The following is a 24,695-nucleotide window of genomic DNA, read 5'->3' as shown; positions in this document are numbered from 1 at the left end:
CCATGGAACAGCCCCACGCCCCCCTCGCTGCGCCGCCTTGCCGCACCCTGGTCCTCGGGCTCGGCGAGACCGGACTGGCCGCCGCGCGCTGGTGCGCGCGCCAGGGCTGGCCCGTGCGCGTGGCCGACACGCGCGAGGAGCCGCCCGCGCTGGCGCGTGCGCGTGAACTGCTGCCGCAGGCCGAGCTGCGCCTGGGCCTGGCCGCCTTCGGCGAGGCGCTGACCCAGGGCATCGATTGCGTCGTGCTCAGCCCCGGCCTCGCGCCCAACGCGCTCGCGGTCGCACCGCTGCTGCAGGCGGCGCGCGCGGCCGGCATCGAAGTCATCGGCGAAGTCGAGCTGTTCGCCCGCGCTCTGCCCACCTTGCGCGAGGACACCGGCTACGCGCCGGCCGTGCTCGCCGTGACCGGCACCAACGGCAAGACCACCGTCACCTCGCTCACGGCCTCGCTGATCGCGGGCGCGGGGCTGCGCGCCAAGGCCGCGGGCAATATCGGCCCGGCGGCGCTGGATGCGCTCATGGCCGCGCTGGACGCGGGCGACCTGCCGGACGTCTGGGTGCTGGAGCTTTCGAGCTTCCAACTGGACAGCCTGAGTTCGCTGGCGCCGCACGCCGCGACCGTACTGAACGTCAGCGAGGACCATCTGGACTGGCATGGCGATCTCGCCACCTATGCCAAGGCGAAGGCGCGCATCCTGCGCAACGCCGGGCTGCTGGTCGTGAACCGCGACGACGCCTGCGTGCTCGACATGGTCGAGCGGCTGGATCTGCCCAACGTACGCAGCTTCGGCGTGGAAGCGCCGCAGTTGGCGGGCGACCTGGGTATCGAGAACGACTTCGGCATGGCCTGGCTCGCCGAGGCCGCGCACGACGAGTTCGGCAGCGAGCCCGCGATCAAGCGGCGCAAGGGCGATCCGCCGCCGGCGCGCGGCGAGGGCCGCCTGAACCGGCTCATGCCCGCGGACGCCCTGCAGATCCGCGGCCGGCACAACGCGCTCAACGCCCAGGCCGCGCTGTTGCTCGCGCGCAGCCTCGGCCTGTCGTGGGGCCCCTTGCTGCGCGCGCTGCGCGAGTACCGCGGCGAGCCGCACCGCGTCGAGTTCGTGCGCAGCGTGGGCGGGGTCGATTTCATCGACGACAGCAAGGGCACCAACGTGGGCGCCACGCTGGCCGCGCTGCAGGGGCTGGGCACCAAGGTCGTGCTGATCGCCGGCGGCGACGGCAAAGGCCAGGATTTTTCGCCGCTCGCGCCCGCCGTGGCCGCGCATGCGCGCGCCGTGGTGCTGATCGGCCGCGACGCGCAACGCTTGCAGCAGGCGCTGGCCGACACGGGCGTGGCCTGCCTGATCGAGGTCGACGGCCTGCCCGCGGCGGTCGAGCGCGCGCTCGGCCTGGCGCAGGTGGGCGATGCCGTGCTGCTCTCGCCGGCATGCGCCAGTCTGGACATGTTCCGCAACTACGTGCACCGCGCCCAGGTCTTTGCCGACACGGTGCACGAACTGGCGCTCGCGCGCGGGGAGGCGTGATGGCGGCGACAGTACCTGGTCGTTCAAGCAGCGGCATCAATGCGGTGCGGCCCGGCCGCACGCGCATGCTGAACTACGACGTCGGCCTGGTCGTCGCGATCAGCGCGGTGGTGCTGTTCGGCCTGGTGATGGTGTATTCGGCCTCGGTGGCGCTCGCCGACGGGCCGCGTTTCGAGTTCGGCCGCCAGTACTTCCTGATTCGCCACACTGTGTTCCTGACGGCCGGGCTGCTCATCGGCGCGTTCGTCTTCAGCCTGAGCATGGCTACGTGGCAGCGGCTGGCGATGCCGCTCTTTCTCGGCGCGCTCGGTCTGCTCGTCATCGTGCTCATCCCCGGCATCGGCCGCGAGGTCAACGGCGCCTATCGCTGGCTGCCGCTGGGCTTCGGCATCAACCTGCAGCCTTCCGAGGTGATGAAGTTCGCCGCCGTGGTCTACGCGGCCGACTATACGGTGCGCAAGCAGGAGCACATGCAGACCTTCTTCAAGGGTTTCCTGCCGCTCGCCTTCGCCATGGGTGCGGCCGGGGTGCTGCTGCTGCTGGAACCCGACCTGGGCGCCTTCGTCGTGATCGTGGCGATCATGATGGGCATCATGTTCCTGGGCGGCGTGAGCGGGCGGCTGTTCGGCGGGCTCACCGTGCTCATGGTGTCGGTCTTCCTGCTGCTGATCTGGACGTCGCCCTGGCGGCGCGCCCGCCTGTTCGCCTATCTCGATCCCTGGCACGAGGACTACGTGCTGGGCAAGGGCTACCAGTTGTCGCACTCGCTGATCGCGCTGGGCCGCGGCGAGTGGACCGGCGTCGGGCTGGGCGGCAGCGTCGAGAAGCTGCATTACCTGCCCGAGGCCCATACCGATTTCATCCTGGCGGTGATCGGCGAGGAACTCGGCTTCGTGGGTGTGCTCTGCGTGATGCTGGTGTTCGCCTTCATCGTGCGCCGCGCCTTCGAGATCGGCCGCCAGGCGATCGCCATGGACCGCACGTTCAGCGGATTGATCGCCATGGGCGTGGCGCTCTGGATCGGCGTGCAGTGCTTCATCCACATGGGCGTGTGCCTCGGCCTGCTGCCCACCAAGGGGCTGACCCTGCCCCTGGTCAGCTATGGCGGCTCGGGCCTGATCGCCAACCTGTGCGCGGTCGGCCTGCTGCTGCGCGTGGACTTCGAGAACCGGGTACTGATGCGGGGAGGGCGGCCATGACGGGCGGCACGCCGCCATCCGCGCGCAAGCCCCGGCTGCTGGTCATGGCCGGCGGCACGGGCGGGCACATCATGCCCGGGCTCGCCGTGGCGCAGGCCCTGCGCGCGCGCGGCTGGGAGGTTTCATGGCTCGGCAATCCCGACGCCATGGAGGGCCGCCTCGTGCCGCCGCAAGGCATCGAGCTCAACCCTTTGCGCTTTGCCGGCCTGCGCGGCAAGGGCCCGACCGCATTGCTCAAGCTGCCGCTCACCCTGGGCCGCGCCTGCGTGCAGGCGCGGCGCCACCTGCGTCGGCTGCGCCCGGACGTGGTGCTCGGCATGGGCGGCTATGTGGCCTTTCCGGGCGGCCTGATGGCGCGCCTGGGCGGCGTACCGCTCGTACTGCATGAACAGAACGCCGTCGCCGGCATGACCAACCGCGCGCTTGCCCGCGTCGCGCGCCGGGTGCTGACCGGCTTTCCGGGCGCACTGGCGGGCGAGACCACCGGGAACCCGGTGCGCGCCGAGTTCGCTCAGGTGCCGCCGCCGGCCGCGCGCTACGCCGCTCGCAGCGGCCCGCTGCGCATCCTGGTGGTGGGCGGCAGCCTGGGAGCGCAGGCGCTGAACGACACCGTGCCGCGCGCGCTGGCGCTGCTGCGCGAGCGCCAGCCCGGGCAGCCCCTGCCGCAGGTCGTGCACCAGGCCGGCGAGAAGCATCTGGCGCAACTGGAAGCGGCCTATCGCAGCGCCGGCGTCGCGGCCGAATGCCGGTCCTTCATCGCCGACATGGCACAGGCCTACGGCGAGGCCGACATCGTCATCTGCCGCGCCGGCGCCATGACGGTCGCGGAGATCGCCACCGTCGGCGTGGCCGCGCTCTTCGTGCCGTTTCCCCATGCGGTGGACGATCACCAGACCCGCAACGCTAGCTATCTGGTCGACGCCGGCGCGGCCTGGCTGCGCCAGCAGCGCGAGCTGACGCCGGCGTGGCTGGCCGACTGGCTGCAGGCGCGCACCCGCAACGAATCGCAGGCAACCGCCGAGCGCGCACGCGCGCTGGCCCAGCCCCATGCCACCGAGCGCATCGCCGACGTATGCGCCGAACTGGCCGAGGGGCCGTCATCATGAAACACCGTATCCAGAACATCCATTTCGTCGGCATCGGCGGCGCCGGCATGAGCGGCATCGCCGAGGTGCTGCTCAACATGGGCTACGCCGTCAGCGGCTCGGACCTCGCCGAGAGCGCCGTCACCCAGCGTCTGCGCGAGCTGGGCGCGCGCGTGACCGTGGGCCACGATGCCGCCAACGTGCAGGACGCGCACGCCATCGTCACCTCGACCGCCGTCACCGGCGGCAACCCCGAGGTGCTGGCCGCGCGCGCGGCCGGCATCCCGGTCGTGCCGCGCGCACTCATGCTGGCCGAGCTGATGCGCCTGAAGCGCGGTATCGCGGTGGCCGGCACGCACGGCAAGACCACCACCACCAGCCTGGTGGCGAGCGTGCTGGCGGCCGCCGGCCTGGACCCGACCTTCGTGATCGGCGGGCGGCTGAACTCGGCCGGCGCCAACGCGCGTCTCGGCCAGGGTGACTACATCGTGGTCGAGGCCGACGAGTCGGACGCCTCGTTCCTCAACCTGCTGCCGGTGATGGCGGTCGTCACCAACATCGACGCCGATCACATGGACACCTATGGACACGACGTCGCGCGCCTGAAGAGCGCCTTCGTCGAGTTCACCCAGCGCCTGCCGTTCTACGGCAGCGCCATCCTGTGCCTGGACAACGCCTTCGTGCGCGAGATCATGCCGTTCGTGTCGCGCCCGGTGACCACCTACGGGATGCATCCCGACGCCCAGGTCCGCGCGGTCGACGTGCGCGCGGACGGGCCGGCCATGCGCTTCACGGCGATCCGCCGCGGTGAGGAGCATGCGCCGCTCGAGGTGCTGCTCAACATGCCGGGCGAGCACAATGTGCTCAACGCGCTCGCGGCGATCGCCGTGGCCTATGAACTGGGCGTGCCGGACGAGGCCGTATGCGAAGCCTTGTCCAGCTTCAAGGGCGTGGGCCGGCGCTTCGCGCGCATGGAAGGGCTGAGCGTGCCGGCGCAGCACGGCGGCGGCACCTTCACGCTGATCGACGACTACGGCCATCACCCGGCCGAAATGGCGGTGACACTGGCGGCCGCGCGCGGGGCCTATCCGGGCCGGCGCGTCGTGCTCGCCTTCCAGCCGCACCGCTATACCCGCACGCGCGATTGCTTCGAGGATTTCGTGCGCGTGCTCGGCGAGGCCGACGCCGTGTTGCTGGGCGAGGTCTATGCGGCGGGCGAAGCGCCCCTCGTGGCCGCGGACGGCCGGGCGCTCGCACGCGCCCTGCGCGTGGCCGGACGCATCGAGCCGGTCTTCGTCGAGAGCATCGGCGAGATGCCGCAGGCGATCGTCAACTTTGTGCGCGATGGCGATGTCGTCATCGTGATGGGAGCGGGCTCGATCGGCAATGTGCCGGCGCTCGTGGCAGGGCTTGCGTCGCAGTCGGCTGCGCCCGAGGGGCGGGCGCGATGAGGAATACAGGAATGAACGGGATCGAGTCGAACCAACAGGCACCGCGTGCGGCCGGCATGGGGCGCGTCGGCGTGCTCTATGGCGGCAGTTCCGCCGAACGGGAGGTCTCGCTGATGTCCGGCGCCGGCGTGCACAGCGCCTTGCGCGAGGCCGGCGTGGACGCGCATTTGTTCGATACTGGCAAAGAGGGCATCGCGGCGCTGGCGGGCGCGGGTTTCGACCGCGTCTTCATCGCCCTGCACGGACGCTGGGGCGAGGACGGCTGCATCCAGGGAGCGCTCGAGCTGCTGGGCATCCCCTACACCGGCAGCGGCGTGGCGGCCTGCGCCCTGGCCATGGACAAGGTCATGACCAAGCGCGTCTGGCTGCAGCACAAGCTGCCGACGCCGCGCTTTGCCGTGCTGCGCGCCGGCGAGAGCCTTGAGGCGGTGCCGGGCGAGGTCGGTCTGCCCTTGATCGTCAAGCCGGCGCACGAGGGCTCGACGCTGGGCCTGACCAAGGTCTGCACGCCGGCCAGCCTGGCCGGCGCGTACGAACTGGCCGCGCGCTACGACACCGCCGTCCTCGCCGAGGAGTTCATCGCCGGGCGCGAACTCACGGTGGCGGTGCTGGGCTCGGACGAGACCGCGCGCGTGCTGCCCGTGATCGAGATCCTCGCGCCCGACGGCAACTACGATTTCCAGAACAAGTACTACTCGGACGATACGCGCTACGTCTGCCCGGCCCAACTGTCCGAGAGCGTCACGCGGCAGGTCCAGGCCTTGGCCGTGGCGGCCTACCGCGCCGTCGGCTGCGCGGGCTGGGGGCGCGTGGACGTGATGCTCGATCGCGAACACCGCCCGTATCTGCTGGAGGTGAATACTGCGCCCGGCATGACCGGGCACTCCCTGGTGCCGATGGCTGCCGCTGCGGCGGGCATGAGCTATTCGGAACTGTGTGTCGAAATCCTGGCGAGCGCGCGCTGCAAGCTGCAGCCGCACTCGGTTCCGATGACCTGAAGCGCCAGGATGCCAGAGAACCGTGTGGAACAACGCCCGATTCATCAACTTCGTCGCCAATCTGCTGACGGTGCTCGCGTTGAGCGCGCTCGCCGTCGGCGGACTCGTCTGGCTGATGCAGCGCCCGGTATTCACGATCGCGCAGGTCGAGGTGCATCCGGCCGAGGGCGAGGCGCTGGATCGGGTGACGCCGACGGTCGTGCGCAACGCACTCATCGGCCGGCTGGAAGGCAACTTCTTCACGGCCGACCTGGAGAGCGTGCGGCACTTCATGGAGGACGCGCCCTGGGTCAGCCAGGCCGCGGTGCGGCGCGTGTGGCCCAACGGGCTGCAGGTGACGCTGCGCGAGCACCAGCCGCTGGGCCTGTGGAACGACGACCAGGTGCTGGACGTGAATGGCCGGGCGTTCACCGCGAACCAGGCGGAAGCCGAGAGCCCGGATGGCGATCCGCTGCCCATCCTGGGCGGGCCGGAGGGCTCGGGCAAGCTGGTGCGCCAGCGCCTGCTCGAATTGAGCGAGTGGGTGGCGCCGCTCGGGCGATCGCCGGTGCGGCTGACCCTCAGCCCGCGGCATGCCTGGGTGGCCGAACTGGACAACGGCATGATCCTGGACATGGGACGGGACCTGGCCAACGATCCCGTGCTGGGCGGCAACGCGGCCGAGGGGCGGCGCGCCGTGCCGGTCCAGGCCCGCGTGCAGCGCTTCGTGCAGGCACTGCCTGCGATCGAACAACATCTTGGGCGACCGGTGATGTACGCCGATCTGCGTTATCCGAACGGATTCGCCCTGCGCCTGGGGCCACCGCTCGAGCCGCCGAAGAAGAAAACCTCATCGACGACTAAACCATGACCCGAGAATCCAAAGATCTGATCGTTGCGCTGGACATAGGTACCAGCAAAGTGGTGGCCGTCGTTGCCGAACTGCTGCCCGAAGGCCGCTTCGAAGTGCTCGGCCTGGGCCAGCACGAATCGCGCGGCATGCGCAAGGGCGTGGTGGTCAACATCGAGAGCACCGTGAACTCCATCCAGCACGCGCTGGAGGAGGCCGAGCTGATGGCCGACTGCAAGATCCGCGACGTCTTCACCGGCATCGCCGGCAGCCACATCCGCAGCTTCAACTCGAGCGGCATGGTGGCGGTCAAGGACAAGGAAGTGACCGCGGCCGATGTGGCCCGCGTGCTCGAGACCGCCAAGGCCATCAACATCCCGACCGACCAGCAGGTGCTGCACGTCCTGACCCAGGAGTACATCGTCGACGGCCAGGAGGACATCCGCGAGCCCATCGGCATGAGCGGCATCCGCCTGGAAGTGCGCGTGCACATCGTCACCGGCGCGGTGAGCGCGGCGCAGAACATCGTCAAGTGCGTGCGCCGCTGCGGGCTGGAGGTCCAGGACCTGATCCTGCAGCCGATCGCCTCGGCGATGGCCTGCCTCACGCCCGACGAGAAGGAGCTGGGCGTGGTGCTGGTGGACATCGGCGGCGGCACCACGGACATCGCGATCTACACGGGCGGCGCGATCCGCCACACCGCCGTGATTCCCATCGCGGGCGACCAGATCACCGGCGACGTGGCCGCGGCCCTGCGCACGCCGACGCCCGACGCCGAGGAAATCAAGCTGCGCTATGGCGTGGCCAAGCAGATGCTTGCGCACCAGGATGAGCGCATCGAAGTGCCGGGGCTGGGCGATCGCGGCCCGCGCCAGTTGTCGCGCCAGGCGCTGGGCGCGGTGATCGAGCCGCGCGTCGAGGAGCTGTTCACCTTGGTGCAGCAGGTGATCCGCGACTCGGGCTACGACGAACTGCTCTCCTCGGGCATCGTGCTCACCGGCGGTTCGTCGCAGATGCCGGGCATGGTGGAACTGGCCGAGGACGTGTTCCTCAAGCCCGTGCGCATGGCGGTGCCGGTGTATCACGGCGGGCTTGCCGACGTGGTCTGCAACCCGCGCTTCTCTACCGTGATGGGCTTGCTGCAGGAGGCACAGGCGCAGAGCCTGCGCGGGCGAGTGAAGGTGCATCAGGGCGGCGGCTTTCGCCAGATCCTCGCCCGCATGAAGGAATGGTTCAACGGGAATTTCTAAAAGTAATTTTCATTCCAAGTTGCACAAAATGTAGGCACAATAAGCTGTAATGGCTCTTTGAGTATTTATTAATCGGGTTTTGGGTTGCTGCAGCGAACCGACGGTCGGGGCTGCAGTGCGAAGTGTGAAGAGCGGGCCGGGGTGGCGGCTCACCTGCTGGTGGATTGTGCTTCCCATTTCGCTTTCCAGTTCCGACCGTCGACATGGCTCTCCAGGAGAACACGATGAGTATCGACATCAAAATGCTCGACAGCGATCACAACGGGGCTGTGATCAAAGTCGTTGGCGTCGGCGGCGCGGGCGGCAACGCCGTCGCGCACATGATCCGGCGCAATGTGCAGGGCGTGGAATTCATCTGCGCCAACACCGATTCCCAGGCCCTGGCCGACACCGGCGCGCCGGTGCAGATCCGTCTGGGCCGCACCGGCCTGGGCGCCGGCGCCAAGCCCGAGCAGGGGCGCGCCGCGGCCGAAACGGCGCGCGAGGACATCCGCGAAGCGCTGCAAGGCGCCAATATGGTGTTCCTCACCGCCGGCATGGGCGGCGGCACGGGCACGGGCGCGGGCCCGATCATCGCCGAAGTGGCCAAGGAACTCGGCATCCTGACGGTGGGCGTGGTCACCAAGCCCTTCGCGTTCGAAGGCAGCAAGCGCATGGCGGTGGCCGACGAGGGCATCCGCGAGCTGTCACAGCACGTGCATTCGCTCATCGTCGTGCTCAACGAGAAGCTGCAGGAAGTCATGGACGAGGACGCCTCGTTCGAGGACTGCTTCCGCATGGCCGACGACGTACTGAACAGCGCCTGCGCCGGCATCGCCGAGATCATCAACGTCAAGGGCAACATCAACGTCGACTTCCAGGATCTCACCACCATCATGAGCGAGCCGGGCCAGGCCATGATGGGCACGGCCGTGGCGAGCGGCGAAGACCGCGCTCGCGTGGCCGCCGAGAAGGCCATCGCATGCCCGCTGCTGGAAGGCGTGGACCTGAACGGCGCGCGCGGCGTGCTGGTCAACATCACCGCCGGCCGCTCGCTCAAGCGCCGCGAAGTCAACGAGATCATGCAGATCATCGAGAACTATCGCGCCGAGGACGCCACCGTGGTGTTCGGCCAGGCCTACGACGAAGGTATGGGCGACGAGCTGCGCGTGACCGTGGTCGCCACCGGCCTGGGCCGCAACCGCGCCAAGCCGCAGATCGTGCAGGCCCTGCGCACCGGCACCGACAACGCCCCGATCGCCGGCACCGTGGGTGGCCCCAACTACCACGACTACGACACGCCCGCCGTGTTCCGCGGCCGCGAAGCCTCGCGTCGCGTGCAGGCCATGGAAAGCTCGGGCATGGACCACCTGGACATCCCGGCGTTCCTGCGCCGCCAGGCGGACTGATCCCGGTCGGGAGTCCGGACCGCCTCGCCGTCTTCGGGCGAGGCCGAGCCCTGCAAACCCATCCTGGAGCCGGCGGCCGTATGCGCCGGCTCCCCGGGGGCTTGCAGGGCTCAACGCTTTTTGGCGGCAGCGGTCCGATCGGCTTCCTCGCGCATCCGCCGGGCGAATTCGTCCGGCGGGCTCGGCGAGATCTCGAAGCCGAGCTTGCTCACGGCGTCCGTCGACACCGTGCCGGCGATGACGTCGGTGAGAGCCTGGGCGTTGCTGCGATAGGGAATCTCGCGGCTATCGACCCCGAGCCGCTACTTCAGGCGTTCCATTTCGAGTTGGCTGTGAGGGTGCCGCGCCAGGCGCGGCAGAGCCGGATCGAGCCGGTGCGAGGCGAGACGCGATATGCCCCTGGGGCGCGAGGGCGTATCGCGGTTCAGGCGGCGGCGCGCGTATCCGGTCCTACCGCCGCCGCCAGCCGTCCCAGCAGCCAGACGGCGCGCTCGAACAGCCCCGCCACGGCCAGCACGCGGCGGATCAGTTCGGCGTCGTGGCGCGACGCGGCGAGGTCGCGGCGCAGGCGTTCCAGCATGTCGCCGCGGTCGCCGGTGAGCTGGGCGAGCAGGGCGAAATCCGCGGCGTCCGCGGGCGACGCCTCCACCGCGTCGGTAAGCAGCAGGGTCAGGGTGCGCAGCGATTCCGACAAGGTGAATACCAGGGCCGGACGAGGCCCGGCAAAGGCATCGACCGCTTCGGCAAAGGCGAACAGCGTCTGTTGCAGCGATTGCAGGGTAGCCAGGGAATTCTGCAGGTGCAGGGCGGCGTGCAGGTCGTCGTGCTGCAGGTGCCGGTCGATCAGCTCGACCACGAAGGCCTCCGTTTCCACCGCGACGGTGGTATTGCCGTGCTGTTGCGCGCGGCGCGCCGCCGGCGCGTAGCCGGCATGGTCCAGGTCCGGCAGCAACTGCGGCAGCAACCGGATCAGCCGGTCGCGTTCCAGCGTCGCCAGTTCGACGGCGGTGAGCGGATCGTCCATCGCGTGTTCGTCGATGTAACGCGGGCGGGATTCGCGTTCTTCCGTGGTCGGCGGGCTCAACCGTTCCAACCGTCGTTGTACGGGGCCACGCGCGGCCGTCACCGCCAGGCCGCCCGACAACTGCAGCAGCAGGAACAGGATGGACAGCGCCGGCGCGGGATTGGCGCCGATGTGCGCGGCCAGCCAGGCATCTGGCGGCTGGGGCAGCGCCAGCCAGGCTGCCAGCCAGCCCAGCGCGACCAGCGCGCTGCCGGCGATCTTGATCGCCACCTGCGTCAGGCATAGCTGGCGCCCGCTGCCGGTGAGGCCGCTGCCCGCGATCATCACCGCCGCACCGCTGCCGATGTTGGCGCCGAGCACCAGCCAGATCCCGTCGTTCAGCCCCACGAAGCCGGCCTGCATCGCCGCCACGGCCAGGATGGTGGCGGTGGAGGCCGATTGGGTGACGGTTGCGACGGCCAGCCCGACGACGAAGGCGAGCAGGGGCGGCATGCCCTGCAGCAGGGCGCCGAGCAGCACCGGGTCGAGCCGGTGAGGCGCGGATTTGATGAAGTCCAGGCCGAGGAACAGCAGCGCGAGGCCGAGGCCGGCGCCGATCCAGTCGCGCCGCGAGGGATGCCGGTCGAAGCGCAACTGGTAGCCCAGGCCGATCAGCGCGACCAGGTACAGCACGATCAGGTGCAGGTCGACCGAGGCCAGGAACACCAGGGCGGCCGTGCCCACGTTGGCGCCGGCCACCACCGGCACGGCGTCGCGCACGGTGAGCGTGCCGCTGCGCACCAGGTTGCCGGCGATCAGAGTGACCGCGTTGCTCGATTGGGTCGCCGCCCCCACGCCCGTGCCTGCGGCAAAGCCCAGCCAGGCCGAGCGCGTGGCCGATTGCAGCAGCCGACGCATGCGCCGGCCGGTGGTCTGCTGCAGGTGATGACTGATCAGGCGCAGGCCGACGAAGAGCAGCCCCAGGCCGGCCAGCAGTTCGGCGAGGACGATCATGCGTGCGGACTCGCGGGGCCTTCCCGGCGCATCGGGCCGATGAGGGTGGCGCTACGCCTCTTGGGCCGAGCGAGGGCTGGTAACGGGCGGGTGCGTGATCGACAGGGCATCTGCTGAGCGAGAACGTGCAACGGCAAAAGGCGCACCAGCCTACCTGGCCATGATGACGGCCGTGTGTCAGCCGGGGCTGCGCCCGGATGTCGTTCGCAGGGCCCGCCGGCAGGCCTGCCTGCCTCAGCGGCGGTCGGGCAATACCGATTCCCCGGCCATCAGCGCCGCCACGGTTTCGCGTTCGCGCACGACATACCAGCGCTCACCGTCGACCATTACTTCGGCCGCACGCGGGCGGGTGTTGTACTGGCTTGCCATCACCATGGCGTAGGCGCCGGCGCTCTCGACGGCGAGCAGGTCGCCCTGTTCGAGGGAGAGCGGGCGGCCGCGGGCCAACCAGTCGCCGCTTTCGCAGATCGGGCCGACGATGTCGTAGGTCGGGGCCTCGCCCTCGCGCGGCACGACCGGCAGCACGCCGTGCCAGGCTTCGTACAGGGTGGGACGCAGGAGGTCGTTCATGGCCGCGTCGACGATGGCGAAGCGCCCCGCCTCCGCCGCCTTCAGGTATTCGACGCGGGTGAGCAGGATGCCGGCGTTGCCGACCAGCGAGCGGCCCGGTTCGAGGATGATGCGGCGCGCGTTGGGGTCGATGCCGCGGGCGCGGATGCGCTCGTGCACGGCCTCCAGCAGGTCCGCGGGGGCGAGCGGAATCTCGTCCGAGTAGCGGATGCCCAGGCCGCCGCCCAGGTCCAGGTGGCGGATCTCGATGCCGTCGGCAGCCAGGTGCTCGACCAGATCGAGCACCTTGTCGAGCGCGTCGAGGTAGGGCGAGATCTCGGTGATCTGCGAGCCGATGTGGCAGTCCACGCCGACGACGGCGAGGCCGGGCAGGCTCCTGGCCAGGCGATAGGCCTCGGGGGCGTCGGCGATCGCGATGCCGAACTTGTTCTCCTTGAGCCCGGTCGAGATGTAGGGGTGGGTCTTGGGGTCGACGTCCGGGTTCACGCGCAGCGACACCGGCGCGGTACGCCCCAGCTCGACCGCCACCTCCGACAGCCGGCGCAGCTCGGCCTGCGATTCGACGTTGAAGCACAGCACGCCGGCTTCGAGCGCGGCGCGCATTTCCCAGGCCTGCTTGCCGACGCCGGAGAACACGACTTTGCCGGGGTCTGCGCCCACGGCCAGCACGCGGGCGAGTTCGCCGCCCGAGACAATGTCGAAGCCCGCGCCCAGGCGCGCGAATTCCTTCAGCACGGCGAGGTTGGAGTTGGCCTTCATGCCATAGCACACGAGCGCGTTGCGTCCTTCGAGGGCGCGCTGGTAGCCTTGCCAGGCGGCGCGCAGCGCGGCGCGCGAGTACACGTACAGCGGGGTGCCCAGCGCCTCGGCGAGCTTGGGCAGGGCCACGTCTCCGGCATGAAGCACGCCCTGGCGATACGAGAACCAGGGGGCGCCGGCAGGCGTGGCGGAAACAGCGTTGGTCATGGTGCGGAGGTTTCGGAGGCGGGTTGGGGAGGTGGCGGCAGATACAGCGGGCCCTTCTGGCCGCAGCCTGCGAGCGCGGCGCAGGCAGCCAGCGCCGCTACAATGCGCCGGACGCTCGTGATTGACTTAGGCATGGCGAAATTATGAATGAAAGTGAATTTCTGGCTTGGGCCGACCGCATCCTGGCGGCGGTCGCCAAACAGGCCGACCAATGGTACGACGAACTCGACGTGGACGTGGAGGCCGAGCGCAACGGCGGCGTGCTTACGCTCGTCTTTGATTCCGGCGTACGGGTGGTGGTGAACAGCCAGGCGCCGATGCAGGAGATGTGGGTGGCGGCGCCCAGCGGCGGGTTCCACTATCGCCTGGTCGACGGGGTCTGGCGCGATACCCGCGGCGGGCCGGACCTGGCCGAGGCGCTCTCGCAGATCTGCTCGGCGGCGGCCGGGCGCGAGCTTCGCGTCACGCTCTGAGCGTCCCCAAGCCAGGGCCGCACCCCAAGGGGGTCGAGGAAACTCGGGACGGCCCGGTGCTTGCCTGAGCCTACCGCCGCCGTGGCGGACGTGCGTGCAAAGAACAACGGCGGGCTCGTGCCCGCCGTTGTTGCGCCTGCGTTGCCGTTCAGTGCAGGATCTGGTCTCCCCAGGGCCACGAGCCGCCGCTGCCCTGCGCCCGGGCCGCGCTCGAGGTGCTCGTACGCCCTGCGGCCGCCGGTGCGCCCGGCTGGACGCTGAAGCCGGACTGGCCGGGCTGCTGGCCGCCGAACTGGGCGATCGGATCGTCGCCGCCCGCGCTGCCGCCCAGGCTGTCGATCAGGTCGCGCAGCGGGTCTTCGTTCAGGCCCACGCTGGCCACCGCCTGGCGGGGGGGAAACTCGGAGAAGTAATACGTGCCGTTCTCGGCGATCAGGCCGGGAGGCTGCGGCAGGGTCTTCTCCGGCACGCTCTTGAGCGCCGTGCGCATGTAGTTCAGCCAGATCGGCAGGGCTGCGCCGCCGCCGGTCTCGCGATCGCCCAGCGAGCGCGGCTGATCGTAGCCGAGCCAGGCGATGCCCACCAGGCCGGGGGTGTAGCCGGCGAACCAGGCATCGACCGAGTCGTTGGTGGTGCCGGTCTTGCCGCCGATGTCGCTGCGCTTGAGCTCGGTGGCGCGGCGGGCGGTGCCGGCGCGCACGTTGTTGCGCAGCATGGTGTCCATCACGAAGGCCGTGCGCGCATCGATGGCGCGGGCGGATTCGTCGCCGGCCAGCGTGGGCTTGGCTTCCATGAGCAGCTTGCCGTCGTTGTTGGTCACGCGGTTGATGAGGTAGGGCGCGACGCGGTAGCCGCCGTTAGCGAACACCGAGTAGGCGCCGGCGAGCTGCAGCGGCGTGACGGCGCCCGCGCCCAGGGCCATGGTCAGGTAGGCCGGATGGCGCTGGGCCTCGAAGCCGAAGCGCGTGATGTAGTCCTGCGCGTACTGCGGGCCGATGGCCTGCAGGATGCGGATCGACACCATGTTCTTCGACTTGGCCAGGCCGTCGCGCATGCTCAGTGCGTATTCATAGGCGTTGCCGTAGTTCTTGGGCGCCCAGCGCTGGCCGCCGGTCTGCGCCGCTTCGAGCACGAAAGGCTGGTCGGAGACGCGGGTGGTCGGGGTCAGGCCGCGCTCGAGCGCGGCTGCGTAGATGAAGGGCTTGAAGCTCGAGCCGGGCTGGCGCCAGGCCTGCGTGACCCGGTTGAACTTGCCGTGGCCGAAGTCGAAGCCGCCGGCCATCGAACGGATCGCGCCGTCCTGCGGGTCGACCGCCACGAAAGCACCCTGCACCTCGGGCATCTGGGCCAGCTCCCAGGTGTCGTCATTGACGCGCCGCACGCGCACGATGGCGCCGCGCCGGATCTGCCGGGCCGGCTGCGCCTTGGGCGAAAGCGAGGCCTTGACGAAGGCGAGCTGCTTGCCGGTGACTTCGATGCGTTCGCCCGAGCTGCGCGCGACCACGACCTTGTCGGCGGACGCCGAAAGCACCACGGCCGCGAGCAGGCCGTCGCTGTCGGTGTGGCCGGCCAGGGCATCGTCGATGGTGTCGTCGAAGGACTCGGTGTCGTCCTCGATGCCGGCCGGCAGGTCGACGAAGCCTTCGGGGCCGCGGTAGCCGCGGCGCCGGTCGTAGTCGAGCACGCCCTGGCGCAGCGCCTTGGAGGCCAGCGCCTGCTCGCTCGAACTCACGGTGGTGTAGACGTTAAGGCCACGCGTGTAGGTGTCTTCCTTGTAGATGTCGTAGACGAGCTGGCGGGCGAGCTCGGCTACGTACTGGCCGTGCTCGCGCAGGTTCGGCCCTTGCTCGAGCGACTGCGGGCGCACGATGATCTTCTGCTCCATCGCCGTTTCGTACTCCGGGCGCGTCAGGTAGCCCAGGGTGAGCATGCGGCTGAGCACGTAGTGCTGGCGCACCGTGGCGCGCGGCAGGTTGCTGATCGGGTTGAAGCGCGACGGCGCCTTCGGGATGCCGGCGAGCATGGCCGCCTCGGCCGCGGTGATCTCGTTGAGCGACTTGCCCAGGTAGGCGCGCGCCGCGGCCTCGAAGCCGTAGGCGCGATGGCCCAGGTAGATCTGGTTGATGTAGAGCTCGAGGATCTGGTCCTTGGTGAGGTTGGCCTCGATCTTGAAGGTGAGCAGCAGTTCGTAGAACTTGCGGGTCCAGGTCTTCTCCGAGGTGAGGTAGAAGTTGCGCGCCACCTGCATGGTGATGGTGCTCGCGCCCTGCGCCTTGCTCATCTCGATGACGTTGGTATAGGCGGCTCGCGCCACGCCGGTCCAGTCGATGCCGCCATGCTGGTAGAAACGGTCGTCCTCGGCCGAGAGAATGGCCGCCTTGAGCACGTCGGGCACTTCGTTGATCGGCACCACGCGGCGGCGCTCCTCGCCGAATTCGCCGATCAGCACGTTGTCGGAGGTATAGACCCGCAGCGGGACTTTGGGCCGGTAGTCGATCAGCGCGTGCAGATCCGGCAGGTTCGGCCATGCCAGCGACAGCGCCATGCCGACGAGCAGCACGCCGCACAGCGCGATCCCGACGAACAGGCTCGCGGCGGCGGCAGCCCAGCGCATCGGGCCGCGCCGCGCGGGCTCGGCCTTCGTGCCGGGTTTCTTCTTGGGAGTGGGGGTGTCTTTCGCCATGCCCGGGATTTTAAGATGCGTGAAAAAGGGGGTAGCCGGCGGGGTAGGGCATTTTGTAACCAAAACCCGGCGTGTGGCTTTTTGGGCACAGGCGCGCGCGAGTGGGATAATGCGACAACCTACAGTCGACTTTCATCATGGTGAACACGCTTTCGGAGGCGGCCGCCAGTGCCGATCCACCCGAGGAAGAGGGCCGCGACGCGCCGCTTTCCATCTTTCTGGTCGGCATGCCGGGCGCCGGCAAGACGACCATCGGCCGCCATCTGGCAAGGTTGCTGTCGAACGAGTTCGTGGACCTGGATCACGAACTGGAGCGCCGTTGCGGCGTGCGTGTGCCCGTGATCTTCGACCTGGAGGGAGAGGCGGGGTTCCGCCAGCGCGAATCTTCCGTGCTGGAAGAGTGTACTCGCCGCCGCGGCATCGTGCTCGCCACCGGCGGCGGCGCGGTGTTGTCGCCGGACAACCGCCGGCTGCTGCACGAGCGCGGGCTGGTGGTCTATCTGCGCGCCCGCGTCGCCGATCTGTATGCGCGCACGCGGCACGACCGCAACCGTCCCCTGCTGCAGACGGCCGACCCGATGGCCGCCCTGCAGGGGCTGCACGCCGTGCGCGACCCGCTGTATCGCGAGGTGGCCCATCTCACGGTCGATACCGGCCGGGTGTCGGTGCCGCACCTCGTCAACCGTATCGTCCCGATGCTGCGCACCTATGCGCGCGAACCGGAGTTGCTATGCAGGAAGTAGCCGTACAGACCCCGGGCGGGTCCTATCCCATCCATATCGGCCCCGGCCGGCTCGACGCGCTCACCGCCTCGGTGCCCGCCGACGTCACTGCCATCGCCCTGGTCACCAACCCGGTGGTCGGCGGCTTGTACGGCGAGCGCGTGGCGCGGGCGCTGGCCGCCAGCGGCAAGCGCGTGCTGCGCATCGAACTGCCCGACGGCGAGGCGCACAAGGACTGGTCCACGCTGAACCTCATCTTCGATGCCCTGCTCGAGAACCGCCTCGACCGGCGTTGCCTCTTGGTGGCGCTCGGCGGCGGGGTGATCGGCGACATGGTGGGCTTTGCCGCGGCCGTCTACATGCGAGGGGTGCGCTTTCTGCAGGTGCCGACCACGCTGCTCGCGCAGGTGGATTCCTCGGTGGGCGGCAAGACCGCGGTCAACCATCCGCTCGGCAAGAACATGGTCGGCGCCTTCTACCAGCCGGTGGGCGTGGAAATCGATACCGACGTGCTGCGCACGCTGCCCAGGCGCGAGGTGGCTGCCGGGCTGGCCGAAGTGATCAAGTACGGCATGATCCTGGACGCCGACTTCTTCGCCTGGTGCGAGGCCCATGCCGACGCGCTGGGCGCGCTGGAGCCGGCCGCCATCGCCCACGCCATCGCGCGCTCGTGCCAGCTCAAGGCGGAAGTCGTGGGCCGCGATGAGCGCGAGTCGGGCGAGCGGGCGCTGCTCAACTTCGGCCACACGTTCGGCCACGCCATCGAGGCCGGGCTGGGCTATGGCGCCTGGCTGCATGGCGAGGCGGTCGGCTGCGGCATGATCCAGGCGGCCGAGCTGTCGGCCCGGGTCGCGGGGCTGCCGCGCGCGGACGTCGAGCGCGTGCGCGCCCTGGTGCGCGCGATCGGCTGCCCGGAGCTGGCGCCCGACCTGGGCGCCGAGCGCTGGCTTTCGCTGATGCAGGTGGACAAGAAAACCGAAGGGGGCCAGATCCGCTTCGTATTGCTCTCGGCCATCGGCAAGTCGCATACGGGGCCCGCGCCCGAGGCCGCGGTGCGCGAGGTGCTGGCCGCCACCTGCGGCAAGGTCGATCTGGCCGAGGCGGTCGCCGCGCATGGCTAGAGTGAAGGCTCCTCCCTACGCGCTGGCGCGCGTCCCCCAGGGGGCGGCACTGGCGGGCCGGCAAAGCCGGACCCGCTGTGCCCCGGATGGGGTTGCGTGCTTTCAAGCGTCGTGGATGGCGGCAACGCCATGGGAGAACTGAGATGCTGGCGCCGTATGCCGCACGCGAGAGCCGGCCGGCGACGCGGTGCTACGCCGAACCGCCGCCGGCGGGGCGTTCGGAGTTCCAGCGCGACCGCGACCGCATCGTCCACGCCAACGCGTTCCGGCGGCTCGAATACAAGACCCAGGTCTTCGTCAACCACGAGGGCGATCTCTTTCGCACGCGCCTGACGCACAGCCTGGAGGTCGCGCAGATCTCCCGTTCGATCGCACGCAGTCTGCGCCTGAACGAGGACCTGATCGAGGCGATCTCGCTCGCGCACGACCTGGGTCACACGCCGTTCGGGCACGCCGGCCAGGACGCGCTCAACGCCTGCCTGCGCGAACACGCGCCGCAAAGCGGCGGCTTCGAGCACAACCTGCAGAGCCTGCGCGTGGTCGACGAGCTCGAAGAGCGCTACGCCGAGTTCGATGGCCTGAACCTGTGCTTCGAGACGCGCGAAGGCATCCTCAAGCATTGCTCGCGCGAGCGCGCGGCCGGCCTGGGCGAGATCGGCCGCCGCTTCCTGCAGGGCACCCAGCCGACGCTGGAGGCGCAGGTGACGAACCTCGCCGACGAGATCGCCTACAACAACCACGACATCGACGATGGCCTGCGCTCCGGCCTCATCACCCTGGCCCAGCTCGAGGAGGTCGCGATCTTCGCCCGGCACCGCGCCGCCGTGGCGCAGGCGTATCCCGCGCTGGCCGAGCGGCGCGTCGTCACGGAGACTGTGCGGCGCATGATCAACACGCTGATCGTCGACTTGACCACGACCACCGCCGCCAACATCGCGGCCGCGCAGCCGGATTCGCCCGACGCCGTGCGCCGCGCGCCCCGGCTGGCGGCCTTCAGCGACCCGATGCGGCGCGAGGCCGATCAACTCAAGGCCTTCCTGCGCGACAACCTCTACCGCCACTACCAGGTGATGCGCATGAGCGCCAAGGCGCGCCGCATCATCTCCGAGCTGTTCACGGCCTTTCTGGACGAGCCGCGGCTGCTGCCGCCGCAGTTCCAGCGCCGTGCCGCCCAGGCCGGCCGCACGGCCCAGGCGCGCGCGATCGCCGACTACATCGCCGGCATGACCGACCGCTACGCGATCCGCGAACATGCCCGGCTCTTCGACATGCGCACGCAGCATACGGACTGAATCCCGTGGGCATCGGAATTGCAGGGTGACTGGCACGGGCCCCACAAGGCCGTGCGGTATGCTGCTTCATTTACCTCTTTGAATGGACCCAGGAGTCATGGCGATACAGGTACTTTCCCGGCAAGAGCACAAGAATCTGCGGCTCAAGGCGCCCGACCAGCCGTATGCCTTCGCGGCCAAGCGCATGCTGGCCGGCCTGGTCGTACCCGAGCTTGCCGAAGTTGCGAAATACATGCCGATCGCCTTCACCCACAACAAGGAACAGGACCAGACCCATATGGTCTGCCTGCTCGGCCTGGGCGAGGACAACCTGTTCGTCGATCCCGACGGCAAGTGGATCGGCGGCTATGTGCCGGCGGTGCTGCGCGCCTGGCCGTTCTCGCTGATCCGGCAGGGCGACAAGCGCGTGATCGGTGTCGAGCGCGAGAGCCCGGCGCTGCTCGAGGGCGATGTCGGCACCCCGTTGTTCCTCGAGAGCGGCGAGCCCAGCCCGCGCCTGGAGAAGACCATCCAGTTCCTGCAGGCCTTCAGCGACCAGGAGCAGGTCGTGGCGCGTGCCCTGGCCGCGCTGCAGAAGGCCGAGGTGCTGGTGCCCTGGGATCTGACCGTCAAGCGTCCGGAGGGCAGCCTGCAGATCAACGGTCTGCTGCAGATCGACAAGGCGGCGTACGCTGCCTTGTCGGACGCGGCCTTCCTGGAGCTGCGCCGGGCCGGCGCCTTGCCCCTCGTCTACGCGCACGATTTCTCGCTGCGCAATGTCGCCACCCTGGAGACGCTGGCCCAGCGGCGCGCGCAGATCGAACAGCGCGAGGCGCCCGTCAATCTCGACGCGCTGCCCGAGAATCTGTTCGAGAGCGACGATTACCTGAAGTTTTGAGTGCGGGGTCGAGGCCGCCTGATGCTTGGCGGCCTCGGCCTCGGCCTTGCAGCGGTGGGCCAGAGGCTGCCCGCGGCTAAGACGCGTCGAGCGCCTGGCGCGAGCCCTGGGCATGCGTCGCGGAGTCCTCGTATTCCGCGCCGCCCTTGCCCGGCTCCTCCTGCGGCTTGGCCGAGCGCCGCGGATTGCGCTGGACGCGCAGTTGCATCTCGCCGCGTGCGAGGCGCGCCAAGGCCACCGGGTTGCGCACGATCAGCCGCCGGTTGTCCTTCTCGACGATCTTGTTGGCAAAAAGGGCCTGCATGGCGCGCGACACCGTCTCCCGGCTGACGTTGGCGGTGATCGCGATGGCCTGCTGGCTGGGCAGGTTCTCGATGGTGACCAGGCCCTGCTCGTTCCAGGTGCGCGCCGCGCTGTGCAGCACCGCATAGATGCGCGAGAAGGCGCGGGCCATGCCGAGCACGGAGCGGATGTGCGAGGATTGGCGGATCGTGTTGCACAAGCGCAACAGGATACGCTCGGCGACGACGGGCTGGCGGGTGAACAGCCGCCGCGCGACGTGGCCGGGCAACTGGGCGACGAGCGAGGCGGTGGTGGCCACGACCGAGGCCGAGCGCGGGCCGCCGTCGATCACGGCGATCTCGCCGAGATAGTCGCCGGGCTCGACGAAATGCAGGCCGACCTCGCGGCCGTCCTCGGCCGGGGCGATCACCTGCAGGCGGCCGGATATCAGCATGACGAGCGTGTCGCCCTGCGAACCTTTGTGGATGACGTACGACCGCTTGTCGAACTGCTCGAAATGCGTAAGCCCGACCAGTTCCTGCAGTGTTGCAGAATCCAGGCCTGCAAACAGCTTCTGTTGCCGCAGTGCTTCAAGAGGTGAAAAATCCACGATGGCGCCGCCCGTCCTTTGCTTGCTGTGTCCGGCGATGAACTCGCAATGAGCGCTCCCGGTGGGTCATTCTATCGAAGATCCTTTGCAATTCGTGACCGCCGTCACGAGTTGCATCAACAACCTGTGACTTTGGTCACATGTTCAATGATAATATCTCGCGGACCCGGGGCTGGCCCGGGACGCAGTCCAGGGTGATTCGATGGCTGGAAAGTTGAAGGCGCCACGCGACGAGATCGTGCAGGCGCTGCTGGGTTTCAAACAGGCGTTTCGCAGCGTGGGTGTGTTCAGCGCCATCATCAATCTGCTGATGCTGTCGCCGGCCATGTACATGCTGCAGCTCTACGACCGGGTGATCAGCAGCCGAAATGTTTACACCCTGCTGATGCTCACGCTCATCCTGCTGGGGGCGTACCTGGTGCTGGCGGCACTGGAGTACATCCGCAGCCAGGTGGTCATCCGCGTCGGCGCCAAACTGGATTTGCATCTCAACCGTCGGGTCTACACCGCGGCCTTCGAGCAGAACCTGAAGGCGGGCGACGGCAACGCCAGCCAGGCGCTGAACGACCTCACTAACATCCGGCAGTTCTTCACCGGCAACACGCTGTTCGCGTTTTTCGACGCGCCGTGGGCGCCGATCTATATCATCGTCATTTTCCTGTTCAACGTCTGGCTTGGCGTGTTCGCGCTGGTGGGTACACTGTTGCTCGTGGTGCTCGCGGTGATCAACCAGTCGATCACCAAGAAGCCGCTGGCCGAGGCCAACTCGATGGCGGTGGCGGCATCGGCCTACGCCGGCAACACCCTGCGCAACGCCGAAGTGATCGAGGCCATGGGCATGCTGCCCAACCTGCAGCAGCGCTGGTACCGCATGCACGAGAAGTTCCTCGCGCTGCAGGGCGAAGCGAGCGAGAAGGCGGCCAAGATCAACGCCGTCACACGTTTTCTGCGTCTGTCGCTGCAGTCGGGCGCGCTTGGCTTCGGTGCGTTCCTTGTCATCGAGGGCCAGATGACGCCCGGCATGATGATCGCGGGATCGATCCTGATGGGGCGTGCTCTGGCGCCGGTGGAAGGCCTCATCAACGGTCGGAAGACTTGGAGCGGCGTACGCAGCTCCCACGCCCGTCTGGTCAAGCTGCTGGAGAACAACGCGCCGCGCGGTAGCAGCATGTCACTGCCGCCGCCCACCGGCGCCCTCAGCATCGAAGGCGTCACCGCGGGCCCTCCGGGCGTGCGCGTGCCGGTGCTGCGCAATGTCAACTTCAATCTGGAACCCGGCGACGTGCTGGGCCTGATCGGGCCCAGCGGCTCGGGCAAGTCCACCCTGGCGCGCCTGCTGGTCGGCATCTGGCCATCGTTCGGCGGCAAGGTGCGCTTGGACGGCGCCGACGTCTACCAGTGGAACAAGGACGAGCTCGGGCCGCACCTGGGCTACCTGCCGCAGGACATCGAGCTCTTCGCCGGCTCCATCAGCGAGAACATCTCGCGTTTTGGCAACCTGGACCCGGAACGCGTGGTCGAGGCTGCGCGCATGGCCGGCGTGCATGACATGATCCTTCAATTCGCCAAGGGCTACGACACGCAGATCGGCGAGGGCGGGGCCAACCTCTCGGGCGGCCAGCGCCAGCGCATCGCCCTCGCGCGGGCCTTGTACGGCCGGCCGGCCCTGGTGGTGCTCGACGAGCCCAACTCCAACCTCGACGAAACGGGCGAGGAGGCGCTGCGCAACGCCGTCGGGCGCATGAAGGAATCAGGCCAGACGGTGATCCTCATCACCCACCGCACCAGCATCATCGCCACCACCACCAAGCTGCTGCTGCTGCGCGACGGCACGGTCAACATGTTCGGCCCGACCCCCCAGGTGCTTGCCGCGATTGCCCAGGGCAACCAGCAGCGCAAGGGCGGCGGCCCCGCCGCGATCGGCGGGCCGAAACCGGCCTGATCCCTCCGGCCTTTCCCCAAGTCACTCTTCTTCAGCGATATGGCAAACGACAAGGCCCCGGCCAAGCACAAAGGCGGCGAGATCGAGGTGGTCGGCAGGGACGTGCTGGATCCGCCCGTCTCGACCGCGAACATCGACGACCGCAAGTACCGCAGGGCAGGCTGGTTCATCATCCTCTTCGGCGTGTGCGGCTTTCTTCTGTGGGCGGCGTTCGCGCCGCTCGATCGCGGCGTGCCCGCGCCGGGCATGGTCATGGTCTCGGGCAACCGCCAGGCCGTGCAGAACCTGGTGGGCGGCGTGGTCGACGAGATCCTGGTGCGCGACGGCAGCCGGGTCAAGGCCGGCGACGTGCTGATCCGCATGAACGTCACGCAGTCGCGCTCGGAGGCCGAGACGCTGCGCAGCCAGTACTACTCGCAGATGGCCGTCGAGGGCCGCCTGGTCGCCGAGCGCGACGGCGCCGAGACCATCACCTTCCCCGAATCGCTGCTCAAGGACCAGGCCGATGCGCGCGTGCAGCAGGCCATCGCCCTGCAGCAGCAGCTCTTCGATTCGCGTCGGCTGGCCCTGGAAAGCGAGCTGAGCGCCGCCGATGAAGCCATCGCCGCGCTCAAGGCGCAGATCACCGGCCTGCAGTCGGTGGTGTCCTCGCGCAAGGAGCAGTCCGGCTTCCTCAGGGAGCAACTGGGCGGGATGCGCGATCTGGCCAAGGAAGGCTACGTGCCGCGCAACCGCCTGCTCGAGCTCGAGCGTAACTGGAGCCAGCTCAGCGGCGACATCGCCGAGGCCAGCTCCAGCATCGTGCAGGCGCAGCGCCAGATCGCCGAACTGCAGCAGCGCAAGCTGCTGCGCCGCCAGGAATACCAGCGCGAAGTGCGCACCGAGCTCACCGACACCCAGCGCGAGGTGCTCTCGCTGCGCAGCCGCATCGAGTATGCCGATTTCGCCGTGCGCCACACCGAGGTGCGCGCACCGGCCAGCGGCGTGGTGGTCGGCTTGTCGATCTTCACCAACGGCGGCGTGGTGTCGGCCGGCACCCACATGATGGACATCGTGCCGGCCGACGAGCCGCTGATGGTCGAAGTGAAGGTGCCCGTGCACCTGATCGACAAGGTCTATCCCGGCCTGCCGGTGGAGATGATGTTCACGGCCTTCAACCAGCGCACCACGCCGCACATCCCGGGCGAGGTCACGGTGGTCTCGGCCGACCGGCTCACCGAAGAGAAGACGGGCGACGCCTACTACCGGATCGAGGCGCAGGTCACGCCCGAGGGCGAGGACATGCTCACCACGCACGATGTGCGCCCCGGCATGCCGGTCGAAGTCCTGATCAAGACGGGTGAGCGCTCCTTCCTGAACTACCTCTTGCGTCCCATCATCGACCGCGCGGGCACCGCACTGGTCCAGGAGTAGG

General features: G+C 69.0%; 19 protein-coding genes and 1 pseudogene. 15 read left to right on the top strand and 5 right to left on the bottom strand.

The window, feature by feature from the left end:
* The first annotated feature begins 2 nt into the window (after positions 1 to 2).
* From murD to ftsZ, 8 genes are all read left to right on the top strand, one after another.
* On the top strand, positions 3 to 1,526 hold the full coding sequence (gene murD / locus FOZ76_RS26365) for a UDP-N-acetylmuramoyl-L-alanine--D-glutamate ligase (RefSeq protein WP_143951250.1): 1,524 nt from the start codon (positions 3 to 5) through the stop codon (positions 1,524 to 1,526).
* Positions 1,526 to 2,725: a putative lipid II flippase FtsW gene (ftsW, locus tag FOZ76_RS26360; protein ID WP_143951249.1), complete on the top strand. Its 1,200-nt coding sequence runs from the start codon at positions 1,526 to 1,528 to the stop codon at positions 2,723 to 2,725. Before murD ends, ftsW begins: the two co-directional genes overlap by 1 nt.
* A complete protein-coding gene (gene murG / locus FOZ76_RS26355) occupies positions 2,722 to 3,831 on the top strand; it encodes an undecaprenyldiphospho-muramoylpentapeptide beta-N-acetylglucosaminyltransferase (protein ID WP_143951248.1) in 1,110 nt (369 codons plus the stop codon). Before ftsW ends, murG begins: the two co-directional genes overlap by 4 nt.
* A complete protein-coding gene (gene murC / locus FOZ76_RS26350; RefSeq protein WP_143951247.1) occupies positions 3,828 to 5,261 on the top strand; it encodes a UDP-N-acetylmuramate--L-alanine ligase in 1,434 nt (477 codons plus the stop codon). Before murG ends, murC begins: the two co-directional genes overlap by 4 nt.
* 11 nt (positions 5,262 to 5,272) lie before the next feature.
* On the top strand, positions 5,273 to 6,259 hold the full coding sequence (locus FOZ76_RS26345; RefSeq protein WP_281283041.1) for a D-alanine--D-alanine ligase: 987 nt from the start codon (positions 5,273 to 5,275) through the stop codon (positions 6,257 to 6,259).
* Between the two features lie 22 nt (positions 6,260 to 6,281).
* Positions 6,282 to 7,109 carry a cell division protein FtsQ/DivIB gene (locus FOZ76_RS26340; RefSeq protein ID WP_143951246.1) on the top strand — a complete coding sequence of 276 codons (828 nt, stop codon included), beginning with the start codon at positions 6,282 to 6,284 and terminating at the stop codon, positions 7,107 to 7,109.
* Positions 7,106 to 8,338, top strand: coding sequence for a cell division protein FtsA (gene ftsA / locus FOZ76_RS26335; RefSeq protein ID WP_143951245.1), 1,233 nt, complete (start codon positions 7,106 to 7,108; stop codon positions 8,336 to 8,338). The genes FOZ76_RS26340 and ftsA overlap by 4 nt, the downstream gene beginning before the upstream one ends.
* Before the next feature lie 224 nt (positions 8,339 to 8,562).
* The gene (gene ftsZ / locus FOZ76_RS26330) at positions 8,563 to 9,726 is read left to right on the top strand and encodes a cell division protein FtsZ (RefSeq protein WP_143951244.1); all 1,164 of its coding nucleotides are present in this window, start codon (positions 8,563 to 8,565) and stop codon (positions 9,724 to 9,726) included.
* Positions 9,727 to 10,150: 424 nt separating this feature from the next.
* Here ftsZ and FOZ76_RS26325 read toward each other — a convergent pair whose 3' ends face one another.
* The 3 genes and pseudogenes from FOZ76_RS26325 to lptM all read right to left on the bottom strand — a co-directional run.
* Positions 10,151 to 11,743: a Na/Pi symporter gene (locus FOZ76_RS26325; protein ID WP_143951243.1), complete on the bottom strand. Its 1,593-nt coding sequence runs from the start codon at positions 11,741 to 11,743 to the stop codon at positions 10,151 to 10,153.
* A gap of 234 nt (positions 11,744 to 11,977) precedes the next feature.
* Positions 11,978 to 13,279, bottom strand: a complete 1,302-nt coding sequence (gene lysA, locus FOZ76_RS26320) for a diaminopimelate decarboxylase (RefSeq protein ID WP_143951242.1) — start codon at positions 13,277 to 13,279, stop codon at positions 11,978 to 11,980.
* A pseudogene (gene lptM, locus FOZ76_RS26315) lies at positions 13,279 to 13,413 on the bottom strand (LPS translocon maturation chaperone LptM); the annotation flags it as partial. The pseudogene lptM and the gene lysA, both read right to left, overlap by 1 nt.
* 9 nt (positions 13,414 to 13,422) lie before the next feature.
* On the opposite strand from lptM, the gene cyaY reads away from it, so the two are divergent.
* Entirely contained in the window at positions 13,423 to 13,752 is a 330-nt protein-coding gene (gene cyaY / locus FOZ76_RS26310; RefSeq protein ID WP_143951240.1) for an iron donor protein CyaY, read from the top strand.
* A gap of 148 nt (positions 13,753 to 13,900) precedes the next feature.
* Here cyaY and FOZ76_RS26305 read toward each other — a convergent pair whose 3' ends face one another.
* A complete protein-coding gene (locus tag FOZ76_RS26305) occupies positions 13,901 to 16,435 on the bottom strand; it encodes a penicillin-binding protein 1A (RefSeq protein WP_143951239.1) in 2,535 nt (844 codons plus the stop codon).
* 137 nt (positions 16,436 to 16,572) lie between these two features.
* Here FOZ76_RS26305 and FOZ76_RS26300 point away from each other — a divergent pair, with 137 nt between their 5' ends.
* The 4 genes from FOZ76_RS26300 (at position 16,573) to FOZ76_RS26285 (ending at position 20,447) form a co-directional block, all read left to right on the top strand.
* Positions 16,573 to 17,178, top strand: coding sequence for a shikimate kinase (locus FOZ76_RS26300; RefSeq protein WP_143951238.1), 606 nt, complete (start codon positions 16,573 to 16,575; stop codon positions 17,176 to 17,178).
* Positions 17,166 to 18,278: a 3-dehydroquinate synthase gene (gene aroB / locus FOZ76_RS26295; RefSeq protein WP_143951237.1), complete on the top strand. Its 1,113-nt coding sequence runs from the start codon at positions 17,166 to 17,168 to the stop codon at positions 18,276 to 18,278. Before FOZ76_RS26300 ends, aroB begins: the two co-directional genes overlap by 13 nt.
* 86 nt (positions 18,279 to 18,364) lie before the next feature.
* A complete protein-coding gene (locus tag FOZ76_RS26290; protein WP_425473351.1) occupies positions 18,365 to 19,570 on the top strand; it encodes a deoxyguanosinetriphosphate triphosphohydrolase in 1,206 nt (401 codons plus the stop codon).
* A gap of 97 nt (positions 19,571 to 19,667) precedes the next feature.
* Positions 19,668 to 20,447, top strand: coding sequence for a SapC family protein (locus FOZ76_RS26285; protein WP_170235641.1), 780 nt, complete (start codon positions 19,668 to 19,670; stop codon positions 20,445 to 20,447).
* Positions 20,448 to 20,523: 76 nt separating this feature from the next.
* On the opposite strand, the gene FOZ76_RS26280 is transcribed toward FOZ76_RS26285, so the two are convergent.
* Positions 20,524 to 21,339, bottom strand: coding sequence for a Crp/Fnr family transcriptional regulator (locus FOZ76_RS26280; RefSeq protein ID WP_143951234.1), 816 nt, complete (start codon positions 21,337 to 21,339; stop codon positions 20,524 to 20,526).
* A 202-nt stretch (positions 21,340 to 21,541) separates the two neighbouring features.
* Here FOZ76_RS26280 and FOZ76_RS26275 point away from each other — a divergent pair, with 202 nt between their 5' ends.
* Both FOZ76_RS26275 and FOZ76_RS26270 read left to right on the top strand, forming a co-directional pair.
* Positions 21,542 to 23,281, top strand: coding sequence for a type I secretion system permease/ATPase (locus tag FOZ76_RS26275; protein WP_143951233.1), 1,740 nt, complete (start codon positions 21,542 to 21,544; stop codon positions 23,279 to 23,281).
* A 39-nt stretch (positions 23,282 to 23,320) separates the two neighbouring features.
* Positions 23,321 to 24,694 (top strand): HlyD family type I secretion periplasmic adaptor subunit, encoded by a 1,374-nt coding sequence (locus tag FOZ76_RS26270; protein WP_143951232.1) that lies wholly within the window; start codon positions 23,321 to 23,323, stop codon positions 24,692 to 24,694.
* The last annotated feature ends 1 nt before the right edge of the window (position 24,695 follow it).

Origin of the sequence: Verticiella sediminum (genome assembly GCF_007558815.1) — a bacterium.
GTDB lineage: Bacteria > Pseudomonadota > Gammaproteobacteria > Burkholderiales > Burkholderiaceae_B > Verticiella > Verticiella sediminum.
The sequence above is the reverse complement of the archived record's forward strand: the minus strand, read 5'-3'. Positions and strand labels throughout refer to the sequence as shown.

Coding starts and splice junctions, on each gene's coding strand:
- cyaY (WP_143951240.1), top strand. CDS start 13,423: ATGAATGAAAGTGAATTTCTGGCTTGGGCCGACCGCATCCTGGCGGCG.
- murC (WP_143951247.1), top strand. CDS start 3,828: ATGAAACACCGTATCCAGAACATCCATTTCGTCGGCATCGGCGGCGCC.
- ftsZ (WP_143951244.1), top strand. CDS start 8,563: ATGAGTATCGACATCAAAATGCTCGACAGCGATCACAACGGGGCTGTG.
- murG (WP_143951248.1), top strand. CDS start 2,722: ATGACGGGCGGCACGCCGCCATCCGCGCGCAAGCCCCGGCTGCTGGTC.
- FOZ76_RS26270 (WP_143951232.1), top strand. CDS start 23,321: ATGGCAAACGACAAGGCCCCGGCCAAGCACAAAGGCGGCGAGATCGAG.
- ftsW (WP_143951249.1), top strand. CDS start 1,526: ATGGCGGCGACAGTACCTGGTCGTTCAAGCAGCGGCATCAATGCGGTG.
- FOZ76_RS26285 (WP_170235641.1), top strand. CDS start 19,668: ATGGCGATACAGGTACTTTCCCGGCAAGAGCACAAGAATCTGCGGCTC.
- murD (WP_143951250.1), top strand. CDS start 3: ATGGAACAGCCCCACGCCCCCCTCGCTGCGCCGCCTTGCCGCACCCTG.
- ftsA (WP_143951245.1), top strand. CDS start 7,106: ATGACCCGAGAATCCAAAGATCTGATCGTTGCGCTGGACATAGGTACC.
- aroB (WP_143951237.1), top strand. CDS start 17,166: ATGCAGGAAGTAGCCGTACAGACCCCGGGCGGGTCCTATCCCATCCAT.
- FOZ76_RS26275 (WP_143951233.1), top strand. CDS start 21,542: ATGGCTGGAAAGTTGAAGGCGCCACGCGACGAGATCGTGCAGGCGCTG.
- lysA (WP_143951242.1), bottom strand. CDS start 13,279: ATGACCAACGCTGTTTCCGCCACGCCTGCCGGCGCCCCCTGGTTCTCG.
- FOZ76_RS26345 (WP_281283041.1), top strand. CDS start 5,273: ATGAACGGGATCGAGTCGAACCAACAGGCACCGCGTGCGGCCGGCATG.
- FOZ76_RS26305 (WP_143951239.1), bottom strand. CDS start 16,435: ATGGCGAAAGACACCCCCACTCCCAAGAAGAAACCCGGCACGAAGGCC.
- FOZ76_RS26300 (WP_143951238.1), top strand. CDS start 16,573: ATGGTGAACACGCTTTCGGAGGCGGCCGCCAGTGCCGATCCACCCGAG.
- FOZ76_RS26325 (WP_143951243.1), bottom strand. CDS start 11,743: ATGATCGTCCTCGCCGAACTGCTGGCCGGCCTGGGGCTGCTCTTCGTC.
- FOZ76_RS26290 (WP_425473351.1), top strand. CDS start 18,365: ATGGGGTTGCGTGCTTTCAAGCGTCGTGGATGGCGGCAACGCCATGGG.